The sequence below is a fragment of the Lyngbya sp. CCY1209 genome, assembly GCF_055795065.1.
Window position 1 is genome coordinate 1 of the sequence record NZ_JAYFER010000627.1, and the last position, 14186, is coordinate 14186.

Here is a 14186-nt window from a genome sequence, read left to right on the forward strand (position 1 = left end):
TTGATAATTTGTTGATGGGCAAGCACAGAGCCTTGCCTCCACTGATGGGAAATGGCTTGTTGATAATTTGTTGATGGCCAAGCACAGAGCCTTGCCTCTACCGATGGGAAAATCAGGCTTTTCCAATTAAATCCGCCACGATTTTTGCCGAACTCATCACCCCCGGAATCCCGGCGCCGGGATGGGTCCCCGCACCGACAAAATACAGGTTCGGGATATCTTCGCTGACGTTGTGGGGGCGGAACCAGGCGGACTGCATCAGCGTCGGTTCGATGGAAAATGCGCTTCCCAAATGGCTGTTGAGGGTGTCGCGGAAGTGCGGGGGATCGATGTAATGTTCGGTGACGATATGTTTGGATAAGTCGGGAAGATAATTTTTTTCTAAAAACTGGATGATGCGATCGCGGTACGGTTTCGCCGCCGTTTTCCAGTCCGTATTTCCCGCCAAATTGGGGACGGGAGATAACACATACCAACAGTCGCACCCCGAGGGTGCCAGGGACGGATCGGTAGCCGTGGGACGGTGCAAGTACAGGGAAAAATCGTCCGCTAAATGTTTGCGTTTAAATAAGTCGTCCATCAGTTCTCGATAGCGGGGACCCATGATGATTTCGTGGTGCGCCATATTGTCATAGCGCCTGTTGGTGCCGAAGTAAACCACGAACAGGGAAATGGAATGGCGCAGGGATTTAATTTTGCGATCGCCGTATTTTCTCCTAAACCGTTGCGGGATTAAATGCAAGTAAGTAAACGAGACATCCCCGTTACTCACCACCGCATCCGCTTCCAGGGTTTCTCGATTTTTCAGAATTACACCTGTCGCCCGTTGTGTCTTCTCATCGATGACAATTTCATCGACTTCTGAATTGAACAATAACTCTCCGCCACTCTCTTTAAACAGCCGCGCCAGCGCCCCCACCAACGCCCCGGTTCCCCCCATCGCGAACCAGATGCCGAACGCCTGTTCGAGTTTGTGAATCATGGCGTAAATTGAGGTACTTTGGAACGGATTTCCGCCGATGAGTAACGGGTGAAAACTGAACACCTGTCGCAGTCGTTCATCCCGGATATATTGGTTGACAAATCCCGCCACCGAGCGATAGGATTGTAGTTGCACCATATCCGGGGCGACTTTCAGCATATCGGTGAATTTCAGAAAGGGTGTGGTCATCAAGGGCAGTCCCTTTTCAAATACCGAGTCGGCGGCTTGGCAGAATTTTTGGTATCCGGCCACATCGGCGGGGTTGAATTGTTCGATTTGGCGGATAATCTGTTCGGGATTATCGTTATATTCAAAGACGGAACCATCGGGGAATCGCACCCGATAAAAGGGGTCGAGTTTGACCAATTTGAGATAGTCTTCCGAATTTTTGCCGCACAGTTTAAAGAGGTCGTGAATCAACCAGGGGGAGGTGATAATTGTCGGACCGCCGTCGAAGGTGAATCCATCCTGTTGATAAACGTAGGCGCGGCCTCCGGGTTTGTCGCGTTTTTCGAGAAGGGTGACTTGGTGCCCGATCGCCCGCAACCGGATCGCCGTCGCCAGCCCCCCGAGTCCGCCGCCGATGATGATAATTTTCATGACTGGAGTGAATCAAAATTGATAAATTGATGCTATCCTGAAACGGCGGAAATTGAAACGGATTCGATCGCCACCCCATACCGATCGCCCAACGGTGACGGTCCGCCAATCCGGGGGGAGCGATCGCCCTTTCCCCTCCCCGAGTCCCGCCGATTTAAGGAGTGATTCGGGCGGGGGATACGGAGTGATGCTGTCGCACACTTTCCGGCTTCCCAGGACTATAATAAAACACTGACTTGTCCCCAAATTTCCCAGCGCTATTGCCAGAGCATCAATGAGCAGATTTTATCGTCTCCCGTTGCCAGCCACAATTTTGGCGATATTGCCGATCGCCCTCCTGGCCGGATGTTCCCAGTCCGGGCCGTCGGATACCGCTACCCGCCCCTCCAATGCGGCGATCGCGGCCCCGGTGTCCCGGGGGGAGTGGGTTCGCGAGGGTGCGGTGGCGCGCTCGTCGGGTCAGATCCTCTCCAAATCCAACACCTGCACCGAAGCCAACCCCTTCGACGAATCCGTTCGCTTTGCCCTGAAAGCCTCCAGTTTAGCCCAGACCGCCCGCACCAAGGAAGATTGGGACGAGGTAGCCCGCCAGTGGGTGCAGGCGGTGGCGTGGATGCAGGCCGTCCCCCCCCAGAGTCCGAAACGGGCCTTCGCGGAGAAAAAGGTGGTCGAATACATGAGAAACTTGACCTATTCCCAGCAACAGGCCACCAAAACCAGCTCCGCCGCCGGATTTCCCAGCTTCGAGAGCGAACCCTTCGATAGCCAACTGCAACTTTATCTGTCCTATTTGAACACCGTTGGCACCCCCGATGTATTGATCGTGGGCAGTTCCCGCGCCCTCCAGGGGGTCGATCCCAACCAAATGCAGCGGTCCCTCGCCGCCAAGGGATACGGGAACCTGAAAATTTTCAACTTCGGCATCAACGGCGCCACCGCCCAGGTTGTCGATTATTTGCTCAAACTGGTGTTGCCCCCCGATCGCCTCCCCCGGATGATTGTCTGGGCCGACGGGGTGCGGGCCTTCAACAGCGGACGCTTTGATCGCACCTTCGCCGCCATTCTCGACTCCGCCGGACATCGGCGGTTGGCCTCCGGCGTCCGCCCCCAACTGGCCCAAAATGAAGTCAACCCAACCACCTGCTACGAACTCCCCCAACCCTGCGACGCGACGGGCTCGAAGTGGAAGTTCATGCACACGGAGGAGGAAATGGCTTTGCAACCCGCAAACAATGTTGCCCCGTCCGGGAATTTCCAAGATCTGATCTACCGTCCCGAACAACAGCCGATCGCCGCCCGTTTGGCCTCCCTAAATGCGATCGACGCCAACGGCTTTTTGCCCCGGAGCGATCGCTACAACCCCTACACTTACTATCAACGCCGCCCCTACGTCCCCGGCCAGTATGACGGCGACTATCGGGCCTTCAACTTGCAGGGCGTCCAGGCCCGGGCCTTCGATTCGGTGGTGGCCTTCACCTCCGCCCGCAACATCCCTCTGGTGTTCGTCAACCTCCCCCTCACCGACGACTATCTCGACTCGGTGCGCTGGTCCGCCGAACGCCAATTCCGCGATCGCATGAGATACCTCTCCCAACAGTTCGGTTTCCTATTTATCGACTTATCGGAACAGGCGTTAACCCAATATAATTACTTCGTCGATCCCAGCCACCTGAACCGCTACGGCGCCCAGGCGGTGGCTCAAAAATTAGCCGCCAATCCCTCCATTCCCTGGCCCCGGAGGAAATAATTGATAATTGATAATTGATAATTAACAATTAATAATTATTGATTGTTAATTTATTTCCCGACTCCCGACTCCCGACTCCCGACTCCCCCATCAAACTCTCCGATCGCCAACGGTTCGTCCAAGCTCTGGCGGTGTCCTTGGGAGAGTTGATGCAAGTATTGGCGCGATCGCTCGGATCGTTCTAGGTTAATAAAATAACTGCCGTCCACGTCCTTGTAAAAAAGCGCCCCCTGACTGATCATTTCAATGTCGGGGTGCGATCGCGATTCCGGTGCGAATAGCGCCCAATCGGACTCGGAGGGGACGAATCCGGCGGGGAGTTGGCCGTCGAGGATTGCCAAAATTTGGGCTTCGCAGGCGCGAGTATTAACCCCCCGTTCCTCCAGACGATTCATCACCACTTTCGCCGATAGGGGTACATCTCCGAACACCTTTAGCAGTTCTCCGAGTAGGAAATAATCCCCGTATTGTTGGCGGGCAAAATCGAAGAATTGGGGATATAATTTCACTCTAGCCAATCCCGACGCCACGGACTCGCCGGGGTTCGGAGTTTGCATGACGGCGGCACTGGGGAGCTTTTGTCGTAACCACTGGGTGAAGGCCGGCCAAGAGCCGTTTCCCCCCCAACAAATCGCCCGTTTGACTGCTACAGGGGAGGTTCCCACCCGACTCATCAATTGGTTGAGTTCCCGGTTTAAGGTTTGGATGAAGGGTTGCAGCACCCGGCGGTTGAAATCCGCTTGAGTCAATTTTATTTCGGTTCCTTTGAGGGGGAGAGTTAGATTTTTTCCCTGCTGTAAAATGTTTTTATTATTTTCAATCAGATTGAACAGGGGTGATTGAAAATTGGGATTGTCTCCGGCGAGCAAATCTTGGGGGATCAGTTGATAAATGATATCCCAATTCAGGTCATCTCCGCCGTAGGCGATACTTTCCCCGATCGCGATATTTTCCGCAAAATCGACCAGCATCAATTCCGTGGTTTTTGCCCCCGAATTGATCATCAGAGTCAGTCCCTCCGGGGGCGGTTCGTCCGATGGGGTCAGCAAAGTCGCGATCGCATCTTCCACCGTCAAGATTTGGCCGGGATTGTCCACCAAACCCGTCTCCAGAATGGCTTCCCGGACGTTGAAACGGTAGGCGTGGGAGGCGTTGGCGGGGCCCCCCACGATGACACCGGCGAGGCGATCGAGGGCGTTTTTGAAGGCGTCCGGTTCCAATCCGATCGCGCCGCAGGTGTGGGGGCGGGGCAGACTCAGCTTTTCCCCCGACTCCGGAGACAATTCGACTGCCCCGACATGGGGATTTAGGGTCGAAATTAACAACTGTAAAGCCCGCCGAAATTCGCCCAAAAATAGGGTGTGATTCGGGTCGATTTGCAGGAGGGGATAGGGCGTTTCGGAGGCTCCGAAATGGTGGGGGATGGTTCGGCAAAGATGCGGTTTGAATCGGTCCAAAACCACCGCCTCATCGGTTCCCTTCGGATGCCAGTTTACCCGGCCCGGGAGGCGAAATCGGCGATTTTCCTCGCCTTCGGACACCCAATAAATGGGATAGACTTTCTGAGTGGCGGGAAGCAGCAGAGATGCGGCCAGTCCCGTCGAACCGACATCCAGGCCGAGATACCACCGTCGCGAGTACAAATCTTTCGGCGTCGGGGGTGAGTTTTTCCCGGCGGTCGGCTGTTCGGATGGGACGGATTTCGGCTCTTTTGACATCAAATTTTCTACCCTCCTCAGAATTGGGAATTTGGGGATTTTATCTCAGCCGTCTAGGATGTTTTTTTCCCCGAATTATTCATGGGTTTCGCTTGACTCATTTCTTGATATAGGGCCTCCAAGCTGAGGAAATCTCCGCCGCCATCGTCGCCGGCAGACCTTTCGTCTTTGTCCGCTTTCTGCGGTTGGGAAGGGGTTTCGGATGCGTCGAAACTGTCGAGCAAATCGTCGAGGGTGACATCGGAATCGCCCCATCCCGAAAATGGGTCGTCGGCCGATTCGGACTCCGGAGATTGCGGGCGATCGCCGGATTGGCGATCGGATTCCAATTCGCCAAACAGGTTGTCAAATGTGATGGTTTCTTCTGCCGTCTCATTTTGGGGTAAGATCAATTCGTCGGAACTGTCCGAAATCTCCAATTCCTCATCCTCTGAAAACGGCTGTTCCAAGCTGGCTAATTCTGCTTCCAGATGTTGCAGGGTTTGTTTGTCGATCAGAAGTTGCGAGTCGATTTGATCGTCATCTTCTTCGGATGCGGACGGCAGCAAGTTTTCGTCGGGGGAAGCGTGAACGAAATTTTCCAGGGGTTCTTCATCCAATTCCAGCGAATCAAAAATATTGCCGAAGTCTTCGAGGGTAGTTTCATCCTGGAAGTCGGCGGGTTGAGACGCGGGGGAGGCTTGACGGGGTAGATTTTCGGTTGAATTGGGCTGATTCATCGCTAAATCTTCATTTTCTAACAGCAGTTCGGCATCGGCTCCTTGTTGCCTCGAGGATTCGTCGAATTTCTCGGGCTGACTTCCGTTTAAACTTTCTGTCAGATCGTCCAGTTGCCCGATCGCGATCGCTTCTTCTTCCGTCTCCTCGAATAAGTCTTGGGTATCGAGTCTTTCCTCATCGTCTTCTATTTCCGAATCCTCGCTTTCGGAATCGGTTTCGGAGGAGTCCGGAAATAAGTCCTCGGCATTCCAGGCGATCGCATCTGCTTCCTCTTCTTCTGCCAATTCTCCGTTAACTTCCACGGCGGCTTCAGCGGTGATGTCGTCCCCTTCTTCCCCTTCTTCTTCGGGGAACAAATCCTCGGCATCCCAGGCGATCGCATCTGCTTCCTCTTCTTCTGCCGATTCTCCGTTAACTTCCACGGCGGCTTCAGCGGTGATGTCGTCCCCTTCTTCCCCTTCTTCCTCGGGGAACAAATCCTCGGCATCCCAGGCGATCGCATCTGCTTCAGAATCGCCGATATGATCCCCGGCTTCGATTTCTTCTTCCGGCAAGTTTTCGTCTAAATCCCAGCTTTCTTCCTCGTCGATTTTCGCCTCCGTTTCTGTCGCAAAACTGTCGAATTCATCTACGTCTAAATCTTCCATATCTAGACGAATTGAATCGGGTTCTTTTTCCGCTTTAGATTCAGTCTTAGAGACTTTTTTCGGAAGGGGAAGTTCGACACCGGCGAAGGGAAATAAACTCTCGATATCTTCCCCTTCTTCCCCGTCGGGAAATTCCTGGGGAATCCCTTCCGGAACGGAGACATCCTCCCGCTTCGCCTCCGGCCGGCGGGCAGATTCCGCCGGGGGGGTCGCCACCGGCTTGTCCGCAATGGCGTCAGATTTTTGGGGCGAGGGGGGCATCGGTTCCTCATCCGTCAGTTGCAATGAGGATTGCCATTGAGTCGTCGTGGCTTGGCTCAACTGCTGAGTCAGGTGATTAATCCAAGCCGAAAAAATCACCTCCCCCTGTTTGCCCAGACCGTGCATTTTTTCGAGATTTTGGGATAGGGATTCATGATAGGTTTGCAAATTACTTTGCAGGGCCTCAAAAATGACGCTCAAACTCGAATCCAAGGTCATCAACAGGTGATCAGACTGAGCCTGCAACATCCGCATTTGTTCAAGTCGCCCGGCCGGAGTCAGCCGGGGCAAGAGTTTGGACGTTTCCGACTCATCCCCAAAATTTTCCGTTTCCGAGAGCGGGGAAGTGTGGCGGTCGTAGCGTTCCAGGTCTCCTCGCGTCGGCGTATCGACGGTTTCCGCCGTCAGCACCGCCTCGATCACCCGTTCTTCGAGTTGGGAGAGCGTCTCCGCCACCCGCTGGGTGAGGCTGTCCTGGAGGCGGTTCATCAGTTCTTGCAGGAATTGGGCGATCAGTTGTTGGCGGTCGGTTTCCCCGTCGATGGGGGTGAGATGTTCTTGGCGGCGACTTTCCAAGGTGCGGATATCTTGGACGAGGCGTTGCCGTTCCTGTCGCAATTCTTCCACTTCATTTTGGAGGAGTCCCGTCAGTTGCGATCGCAGGTAGCCCATTTCTTCTCGGAGCGCCTGCCAAATCTCCTGCTGTGGGGACGGCGCGGCCGACGAGAGGTCGCCGGGGGAGACCCGGGGAAGGAGCGATCGCGGGGAGTCGCCCATCTCCCGCTGTAGGGATACGAGGTAGTTGCGAACTCGCTCTAAAACCTGTCGCGCCCGGGTAACCGTTTCGCCGAAGGCCACCCAGGGGAGTCTCGGGCTGGGTTGACTGAGCACTTCGTCAATTTCAGCAATTAGAGCCTGAATTTGATCCTGATGAGAAGTCAAGGCAGGAACCTCATTTTTACTAGCGTTTGAATCGGAATGAGCCGTGGTCTAGTTCAATTTCCGAATCCAGAGTCCGAATCCCTTCTCCTGTCCGGATTGCCCTGGAAAAATCAGCGGACGGCCCGGGTGAACCTGTTGCGAAGCCTGATGCTCGCGCTCCAATCCTTCAAAAATCTTCCCGACGTAGAAACCAACTCCTATGTTCTCTTCCATCATAGGTTAGGGATCGGACCCAACTCAAGGAATTGTCCCCGGGTACTCTGGACCCCTCGGTTTCCCCTTACGGAGCGATGGTGGCGATCGGGTGAATTGTAAGCCCATGCCATCGTTTTGCTTCACAATTCCTTTAAAATAAGAGTTGCCCACCTCACATCCAGTCCGCACCCGACCGGGATGGGAGCGCGATCGCCATCAAGACCGAACCCATCCAGACCGCGGCCCGAAGGCCGGACGATTCCCGCCGGTTCGATTCCGAAACGTTCCACCCGCGATCGGGTGTTCGCCCGGTCCGGGTATTCTGGTCAACGGTAGCGAAACCCAACAATAGTGGTATTGTTGGACTAGGGTTGGCGCCGTGGCGGGCTGCGGTGAAGTGAATTGGATCGGTTCATCAATTTCCTCCCCGCCCGACCACAGCTTCAACGAATTTCAAACATGATAGCCCAATGGAAGATCGGTACTTCTCCCGCGAGTCACAATCAGATATCACCCGCATGATTCTCTCGACTCCGTTTTTTCTGGGTCTGCCCGACGAGGTGGCCGAAAAAGCGACAGCTCATGTGGTGGGTCGCAGCCATCCGGCCAATCAGGTGATTCTGTTGGAGAATGATTGGGGCAGCTCCGTGTATTTTATTTTGGATGGCTGGGTGAAAATTCGCACCTACAACCTCGACGGCAAGGAAGTCACCCTCAACATTTTGGGCAAGGGCGAACTGTTCGGCGAAATGGCGGCCCTCGACGAGGTGCCCCGTTCCACGGACGTGATCACCCTCGCCCCGACGACCATCGGCAATATGCCCGCCCAGGATTTCGTGGAACTGATCAACACCGAACCCCTGGGTGGCATCCGCCTCGCCCAGTTGATGGGCCGGCGCCTGCGCCAGGTGAACCGGCGGTTGCGGTTGCGGGAGTCCGACAGCGCCTCCCGGGTGGCGGACATCCTGTTATTTTTGGCCGAGGGACAGGGAAAAACCACCGACACGGGGACGCAAATTCCCAACCTGCCCCACCGGGAACTCAGCAGTCTCAGCGGACTGGCTCGGGAAACGGTCACTCGGGTTCTGAGTAAACTGGAGAAGAAAGGGTTAATCAAGCGCGATCGCGAAACCCTGAGCATCCCCGACGTCCACGCCCTGGAGCGGATGTTGGTCTGACGGGTGGGCCTGGGTGCGATCGCCCGATTTCCCCTCTCCCACTCTTGCCCCTTTCAATTCCCGGCCGCATGAGCGATTTTCCCAAGACCAACGCCGACTCCCCCCCCAAATCCCCCGATTCTCTCCCTTCGACATCCCCGCTGATGATGGTGGAAACGGCGTTTCTCGCCAGCGCCGCCAGTCTGATTTGGTTCGTCAACTACTACTTTCCCCTCGGTCCGCTGTTGCGGGTGTTTTTCCCCCTCCCCATCGCGTTACTCTACCTGCGCTGGAACCGTCGAGCCGCCAATATGGGCGCCCTCACCTCCGGGTTGCTGCTGACGGTGTTGATGGGACCGACGCGCAGCGTTCTGTTTTTAATTCCCTACGCCTGGATGGGGGTGGTGTTGGGCGGGTTGTGGAAGCGCGGCGCCCGCTGGCCGATTTCGGTGGCCATCGGGGCTTTAATCGGCGCGATCGGCTTCTTTTTTCGCTACTGGCTGCTCTCCATCCTCCTCGGCCGGGATCTGTGGGTCTACGCCACCACGCAAATCGCGGAACTGGCCGAGTGGATCTTCATCAAGTTGGGGTTGCTGGCCCCCCCGAGTCTGCTTTTCGTCCAACTCGTCGCCGTGTTGATGGTGTTTGCCAACAGCATCGTCTATCTCTTCGTGGTGCACCTGGTGGCCCTGCTGATGCTCGATCGCCTCAAATCCCCCATCCCCCGCCCCCCCCGCTGGGTGCAAATCTTACTCGACTACGACGAATGACGGCAATTCGGGTTTACACGGAACTTCCCCGGGGGGAAAGGTGGTCGGAGCGGTATCGGGGCTGCAAGCCTCTATTCGCCTGCGTTTTGGGATTCACCGAGACGGGGTTGCTGCCGGGGATCTCGGGGGCGGGGGCGACGCCGGACGACCGCCGCCGGACTTATCTGGCCGACGCCGAATTCCTCCACGACGGCCCGAACCCCCATCCCAAATATCCCCTGCCGCCGCTGGTGGCGGGGGCATCTCCGGTGTTGATTTCTCGGGCCGTCATCGAAACCTTGGAGATTCCTTTGTATCTGTTCGATGCCGGGGTTCCCGTGGTTCCCTCCGTGCCGAGCATCCATCTGGGGGGGGTTCCGGCCCGGTGCGTCAGTTCGGGGGCGGCGTTGGATTTGGCGGTCGTCCGGGCGTTATTTGAGGCGGGGTTGGCCTGGGGCGATCGCCTCGGAAAGATGGCTCAAAACAGTTATGTCGCGATCGGAGAATGCGTCGTCGGTGGGACGACCACGGCTCTGGCGGTGCTGGTGGGGTTGGGAATTCCGGCGGCGGGAAAAGTTAATAGTAGCCACCCCCGCTGCAATCACGGTCAAAAATTGGCGATCGCGGAGGCGGGACTGCGGGCCGCTGATTTGAACCCCGGCGCGGCCGACCCGTTTCGACTCGTCGCCGCCGTCGGCGACCCCATGCAGATCGCCGTCGCGGGCCTGACGATCGCGGCCGTCAGGAGGGCCGGGGTGCTGCTGGCGGGGGGCACCCAGATGTTGGCGGTCTACGCCCTCACCCGGGCGATCGCCGAGGGCGAAAATTTGCCCTGGACTCCCGACCGGGTGGCGGTCGGCACCACCCGCTGGGTGGCGGAAGACCCGACGGGGGACACCCCGGGACTGGCCCGGGCGGCCGGTCCGGTTCCCCTGCTGGCGACCCAACTCAGTTTTGCCCGTTCCCGATATCCCCAACTCCGGGCCTACGAGCGGGGATATGTAAAAGAGGGGGTGGGGGCCGGCGGATGTGCGATCGCCTCCCACCTCTTCGCCGGCTGGGACTCGGCCCGACTCCTCGGGGAGATCGAAGGTTTGGCCGGCCGTCTGGGCCGGTGCCGGCCCGACTCAGATGCGGGTCCGCTTGGAGAGTAACTGTTCTTCGAGGGCGGCGATGCGATTGTAGGCGGCGGTCAACTGGGCCGTCAGCCGTTGGATCTGCACGTCGGCCGTCAGGGTGGGTTCTTCCCGGTGGACGACGTTGGTGCTGTCGGTGTAACAGTCGTCGATCAGAACGTCCTTGTGTTCCGCCCGACGACGTTCCACCCTCCACTGAGCCGGCGGGGGAGATGCGGTCAATCTAGTGCCGTCTTCAGATGTCTCTCCAACGGTTTCCTCCGCCACCGAAGTCGGCTCGGGCGTTTCGACCGCGAGGGAGAGCGAAGGGAGCGACATCTGCTCGTCATGCCCGCCACTCTTTTCACTCAGTTGCATGACGATCTCATAGAGGGCATCTACTTTATGAGTTAAGGCGATGACTTGTTGAGTCAGCACATCCATAAATATTCCTCTTCATACGATGAACGGGTATCTCGGTTTTGATTCTAAAACGGGATCGGAGTGAATCCGGAATTACTTCTCAATTATTTAACCTTTGAACCCGCTGTTCTAATCGAACATCGGACATTCATATATTTTGGTTATACTCCGGACGTTTTTGGACCCGATACTCGCCGCCGGAGGACCGATCGCATATCCGCTCCCCCAGAGGACGACATTTCCGGCGATCGCGCCCCACCGACCGCCCCGCCCGGTTTGCGGGGATTTTCTCGCGCCGATTCTGAGCCGCTCCACTCATCGGACTGCGGGGCGATCGCGATCGCGGACACATCGAAATTGTCGGCCGCAAAAGCCCCCGATTTCGCCCACATTCAACCCGATTTCGGGGCCGCGACCTCCCCTTCGGGGGGCGACAAATTGACGGGCGATCGCCCGCCTATCCCCCGATCTTCTGTTCCCAACATCGGCTCGATTTGGGGGGACCCGTTCGGAAACAATTGAGAAGAGTTTTCGACCGAATTGAAGCCGGCTAATCTGAAAAGAGTTGACAAATGTTTACATCGTCACCCCGGCGAAACTTGTTTCGATCAGTTAACCGGATGAAACGCCCCCCGCCATCTCTCGAAAGTGGGGGTGTTTCGATTCGGGGCGCGATCGCTCGATGAGAGAGAATGTGATCAATTGCCATCGATCGGAGGCGGATTTGTAACAGGGGTAACTGTATTTACCCGGTGGGGTGATTAGAGTTTTCCAAACTGTTTGAGTGACTTCCCCGGTTCCGTTCGGGGGCGATCGCATCGTCCGGACGGCGAAAAATTCGCCCGTCGGATAGATTGCGGGATGCGGGTATTTGTGGTTATATTAAGAAATGTAACGAAACAACGACCGGGCGCTTGACACAGGATTGACACCGATTATTTTGACGAGGACATCCTAAATGACATTACCGAGAAGGCAGAATCAGATCGACGTGGCGTCTGCGATCGCCACCTATTTTCGACGGTCCTGCGGTGACTGGCGGTCGGAACGGCGCTACTACACCCTCCCGGAAGGCTCCACCCAAGAAATCGTCAGCTACATCACCGTCCGGTTTCTCGAACCCGGAAGCGAAGAACTGATCCGGCTGGCCCGCGCCCACGGATTGGCGGACGAAATGGCCTGGGAGTGCGGCTCCCACGTCACCTGGGAAAGCAGCGATCGCCTCTCGGGACGGGAGCAGTCGAAGGGTTCCACCTGCTTCGGTGTCTTGGGGAACATTTTATATCGCGATCGCGGGTTCGCCACCCCCAAACCCATCACGGCAGCCTACCATATGCCCGACCCCAACACATTGTGTCTGCGAACCGAGTACAATGGGTCTGTATTTGAAGAAGAGATCAAGCAGATCGGCGACAAATACCGGACTCGCCAGACCATTATCTCCCGGGCCCGGGAGCAGATCATGATCGGACAATACTTGGAAAAACGCATTTCGTGAAGCGACGATCTTTTTTGTTGGGGACCAGTCTGTTGGCACTCGAAGCGGCGGTGTCGGGGTGCTCTGCCACCCCCGCCTTCGAGATCGAATTGCTCAAAGATACCGTCCCCATTCAAATGGTGAATCGATTCCGCCGGCAACTCGAAGGCCGATCGGCCCCCCGTTTCGTCCCCAAAGCCAGTCTGAATGCCCTCTACGAGCAACTGCGGGGCGACGAAAATTCCTCCGGCCCCGACGAGCCGGGCCGGTTTCCCCTGAATTTGATCCCCCGGCGGCAGACCGCCACCGGTTCCGCCGATCTGGTCATGATCGGCGATTTTTGGCTGACCCGGGCCATCCAACAGGACTGGCTCCGACCCCTGAATCCGGAGGAGTTGCAGCAGTGGCCGCAACTCCCCCAAAGGTGGCAAAATTTGGTGAGGCGAAACCGTCAGGGAGAATTGGTCGCGGGTGACGACGGCCAGATTTGGGCCGCACCCTACCGCTCGGGCACCACCGCCATCGCCTACCGCCGCGATCGCTTCGAGGAATTGGGGTGGACTCCGACGGACTGGGGCGACCTGTGGCGGGAAGAATTGCGCGATCGCATCTCCCTGCTAAACCAACCCCGGGAAGTCATCGGCCTGACGCTGAAAAAATTGGGGTACTCCTACAATACCGCAGATCTCGATACCGTCCCCAATTTGAAAGAAGAATTGCTCGCACTCCAGCAAAACGTCCGCCTCTACGACTCCGACAACTATCTCAAACCGTTAATTTTAGGCGACACCTGGCTGGCCCTGGGCTGGTCCACCGACATTTCCGCCGCGGTCCAGCGGCAACACGACCTGGGAATCGCCATCCCCCGGTCTGGAACCGCCCTCTGGACCGATCTGTGGGTGAAGCCGAAAGCCGCCCCCGCCGCAGACGACAACTTGGCCCGAGAGTGGATCGATTTCTGCTGGCAACCCAACATCGCCGCCCAGATGTCCCTGCTCACCGGGGCCACCTCTCCCATCGTCTGGGGTGCGAACCGGGCGGATTTGCCGCCGGATTTGCGGGACAATCCCCAACTGCTCCCCGATGCCGAGATTTTGGAACGCAGCGAATTTCTGCTCCCTCTGCCGGAATCGACTCTGAAACAGTACCGCGACTTGTGGCGCGAGATCCGTCAAGAATTAATAATTAACAATTAATAATTGATAATTAAGAGTTTTACGTTGTCGTTCAACCCGAATATTTAATAGGAAAGGCAGACACAGAAGCCTGCCTCCACAGTCCTAATATTTAACAGGAAAGGCAGGCACAGAGCCTTGCCCCCACAGTCCTAATATTTAAGAGGAAAGGCAGGCACAGAGGCCTGCCTCCACAGTGATTTATAGCGCTGCTAGAGGGGGTGTAGGGTGTAGGGTGTAGGGTGTAGGGAGGGGAAATTCCCTCGACATCAGGGTTT

General features: G+C 56.7%; 11 protein-coding genes. 6 read left to right on the plus strand and 5 right to left on the minus strand.

The window, feature by feature from the left end:
* Nucleotides 1-112 precede the first annotated feature (112 nt).
* Entirely contained in the window at nucleotides 113-1582 is a 1470-nt protein-coding gene (locus AC0QHF_RS23830) for a phytoene desaturase (RefSeq protein WP_324706754.1), read from the minus strand.
* Nucleotides 1583-1856: 274 nt separating this feature from the next.
* Here AC0QHF_RS23830 and AC0QHF_RS23835 point away from each other — a divergent pair, with 274 nt between their 5' ends.
* The gene (locus AC0QHF_RS23835) at nucleotides 1857-3329 is read left to right on the plus strand and encodes a hypothetical protein (protein ID WP_324706755.1); all 1473 of its coding nucleotides are present in this window, start codon (nucleotides 1857-1859) and stop codon (nucleotides 3327-3329) included.
* 50 nt (nucleotides 3330-3379) lie between these two features.
* Here the strand turns inward: AC0QHF_RS23835 and AC0QHF_RS23840 are convergent, their stop codons facing one another.
* Both AC0QHF_RS23840 and AC0QHF_RS23845 read right to left on the minus strand, forming a co-directional pair.
* Entirely contained in the window at nucleotides 3380-5047 is a 1668-nt protein-coding gene (locus AC0QHF_RS23840) for a hypothetical protein (RefSeq protein ID WP_324706756.1), read from the minus strand.
* 53 nt (nucleotides 5048-5100) lie between these two features.
* Nucleotides 5101-7617, minus strand: a complete 2517-nt coding sequence (locus AC0QHF_RS23845; RefSeq protein WP_324706757.1) for a hypothetical protein — start codon at nucleotides 7615-7617, stop codon at nucleotides 5101-5103.
* Nucleotides 7618-8282: 665 nt separating this feature from the next.
* Here AC0QHF_RS23845 and AC0QHF_RS23850 point away from each other — a divergent pair.
* The 3 genes from AC0QHF_RS23850 to cobT all read left to right on the plus strand — a co-directional run bounded on the left by AC0QHF_RS23850 (nucleotide 8283) and on the right by cobT (nucleotide 10872).
* Nucleotides 8283-8990: a Crp/Fnr family transcriptional regulator gene (locus tag AC0QHF_RS23850; RefSeq protein WP_324706758.1), complete on the plus strand. Its 708-nt coding sequence runs from the start codon at nucleotides 8283-8285 to the stop codon at nucleotides 8988-8990.
* 68 nt (nucleotides 8991-9058) lie between these two features.
* On the plus strand, nucleotides 9059-9739 hold the full coding sequence (locus AC0QHF_RS23855; protein WP_324706759.1) for a DUF2232 domain-containing protein: 681 nt from the start codon (nucleotides 9059-9061) through the stop codon (nucleotides 9737-9739).
* The gene (gene cobT, locus AC0QHF_RS23860; RefSeq protein ID WP_324706760.1) at nucleotides 9736-10872 is read left to right on the plus strand and encodes a nicotinate mononucleotide-dependent phosphoribosyltransferase CobT; all 1137 of its coding nucleotides are present in this window, start codon (nucleotides 9736-9738) and stop codon (nucleotides 10870-10872) included. Before AC0QHF_RS23855 ends, cobT begins: the two co-directional genes overlap by 4 nt.
* Here cobT and AC0QHF_RS23865 read toward each other — a convergent pair.
* Both AC0QHF_RS23865 and AC0QHF_RS23870 read right to left on the minus strand, forming a co-directional pair.
* Nucleotides 10846-11277, minus strand: coding sequence for a hypothetical protein (locus tag AC0QHF_RS23865; protein ID WP_324706761.1), 432 nt, complete (start codon nucleotides 11275-11277; stop codon nucleotides 10846-10848). The two genes, cobT and AC0QHF_RS23865, sit on opposite strands and share 27 nt — an antisense overlap.
* A gap of 140 nt (nucleotides 11278-11417) precedes the next feature.
* Nucleotides 11418-11648 (minus strand): hypothetical protein, encoded by a 231-nt coding sequence (locus AC0QHF_RS23870; RefSeq protein ID WP_324706762.1) that lies wholly within the window; start codon nucleotides 11646-11648, stop codon nucleotides 11418-11420.
* A gap of 566 nt (nucleotides 11649-12214) precedes the next feature.
* On the opposite strand from AC0QHF_RS23870, the gene AC0QHF_RS23875 reads away from it, so the two are divergent.
* Complete coding sequence (locus AC0QHF_RS23875; protein ID WP_324706763.1) at nucleotides 12215-12754, plus strand: phycobiliprotein lyase; 540 nt, start codon at nucleotides 12215-12217, stop codon at nucleotides 12752-12754.
* On the plus strand, nucleotides 12751-13929 hold the full coding sequence (locus AC0QHF_RS23880) for an extracellular solute-binding protein (RefSeq protein ID WP_324706764.1): 1179 nt from the start codon (nucleotides 12751-12753) through the stop codon (nucleotides 13927-13929). The genes AC0QHF_RS23875 and AC0QHF_RS23880 overlap by 4 nt, the downstream gene beginning before the upstream one ends.
* Nucleotides 13930-14186 lie beyond the last annotated feature (257 nt).

Excerpts from the sequence above, each read along its gene's own strand:
- AC0QHF_RS23830 (WP_324706754.1), bottom strand. The coding sequence starts at position 1,582 with ATGAAAATTATCATCATCGGCGGCGGACTCGGGGGGCTGGCGACGGCG.
- AC0QHF_RS23835 (WP_324706755.1), top strand. The coding sequence starts at position 1,857 with ATGAGCAGATTTTATCGTCTCCCGTTGCCAGCCACAATTTTGGCGATA.
- AC0QHF_RS23840 (WP_324706756.1), bottom strand. The coding sequence starts at position 5,047 with ATGTCAAAAGAGCCGAAATCCGTCCCATCCGAACAGCCGACCGCCGGG.
- AC0QHF_RS23850 (WP_324706758.1), top strand. The coding sequence starts at position 8,283 with ATGGAAGATCGGTACTTCTCCCGCGAGTCACAATCAGATATCACCCGC.
- AC0QHF_RS23855 (WP_324706759.1), top strand. The coding sequence starts at position 9,059 with ATGAGCGATTTTCCCAAGACCAACGCCGACTCCCCCCCCAAATCCCCC.
- cobT (WP_324706760.1), top strand. The coding sequence starts at position 9,736 with ATGACGGCAATTCGGGTTTACACGGAACTTCCCCGGGGGGAAAGGTGG.
- AC0QHF_RS23865 (WP_324706761.1), bottom strand. The coding sequence starts at position 11,277 with ATGGATGTGCTGACTCAACAAGTCATCGCCTTAACTCATAAAGTAGAT.
- AC0QHF_RS23870 (WP_324706762.1), bottom strand. The coding sequence starts at position 11,648 with ATGTGGGCGAAATCGGGGGCTTTTGCGGCCGACAATTTCGATGTGTCC.
- AC0QHF_RS23875 (WP_324706763.1), top strand. The coding sequence starts at position 12,215 with ATGACATTACCGAGAAGGCAGAATCAGATCGACGTGGCGTCTGCGATC.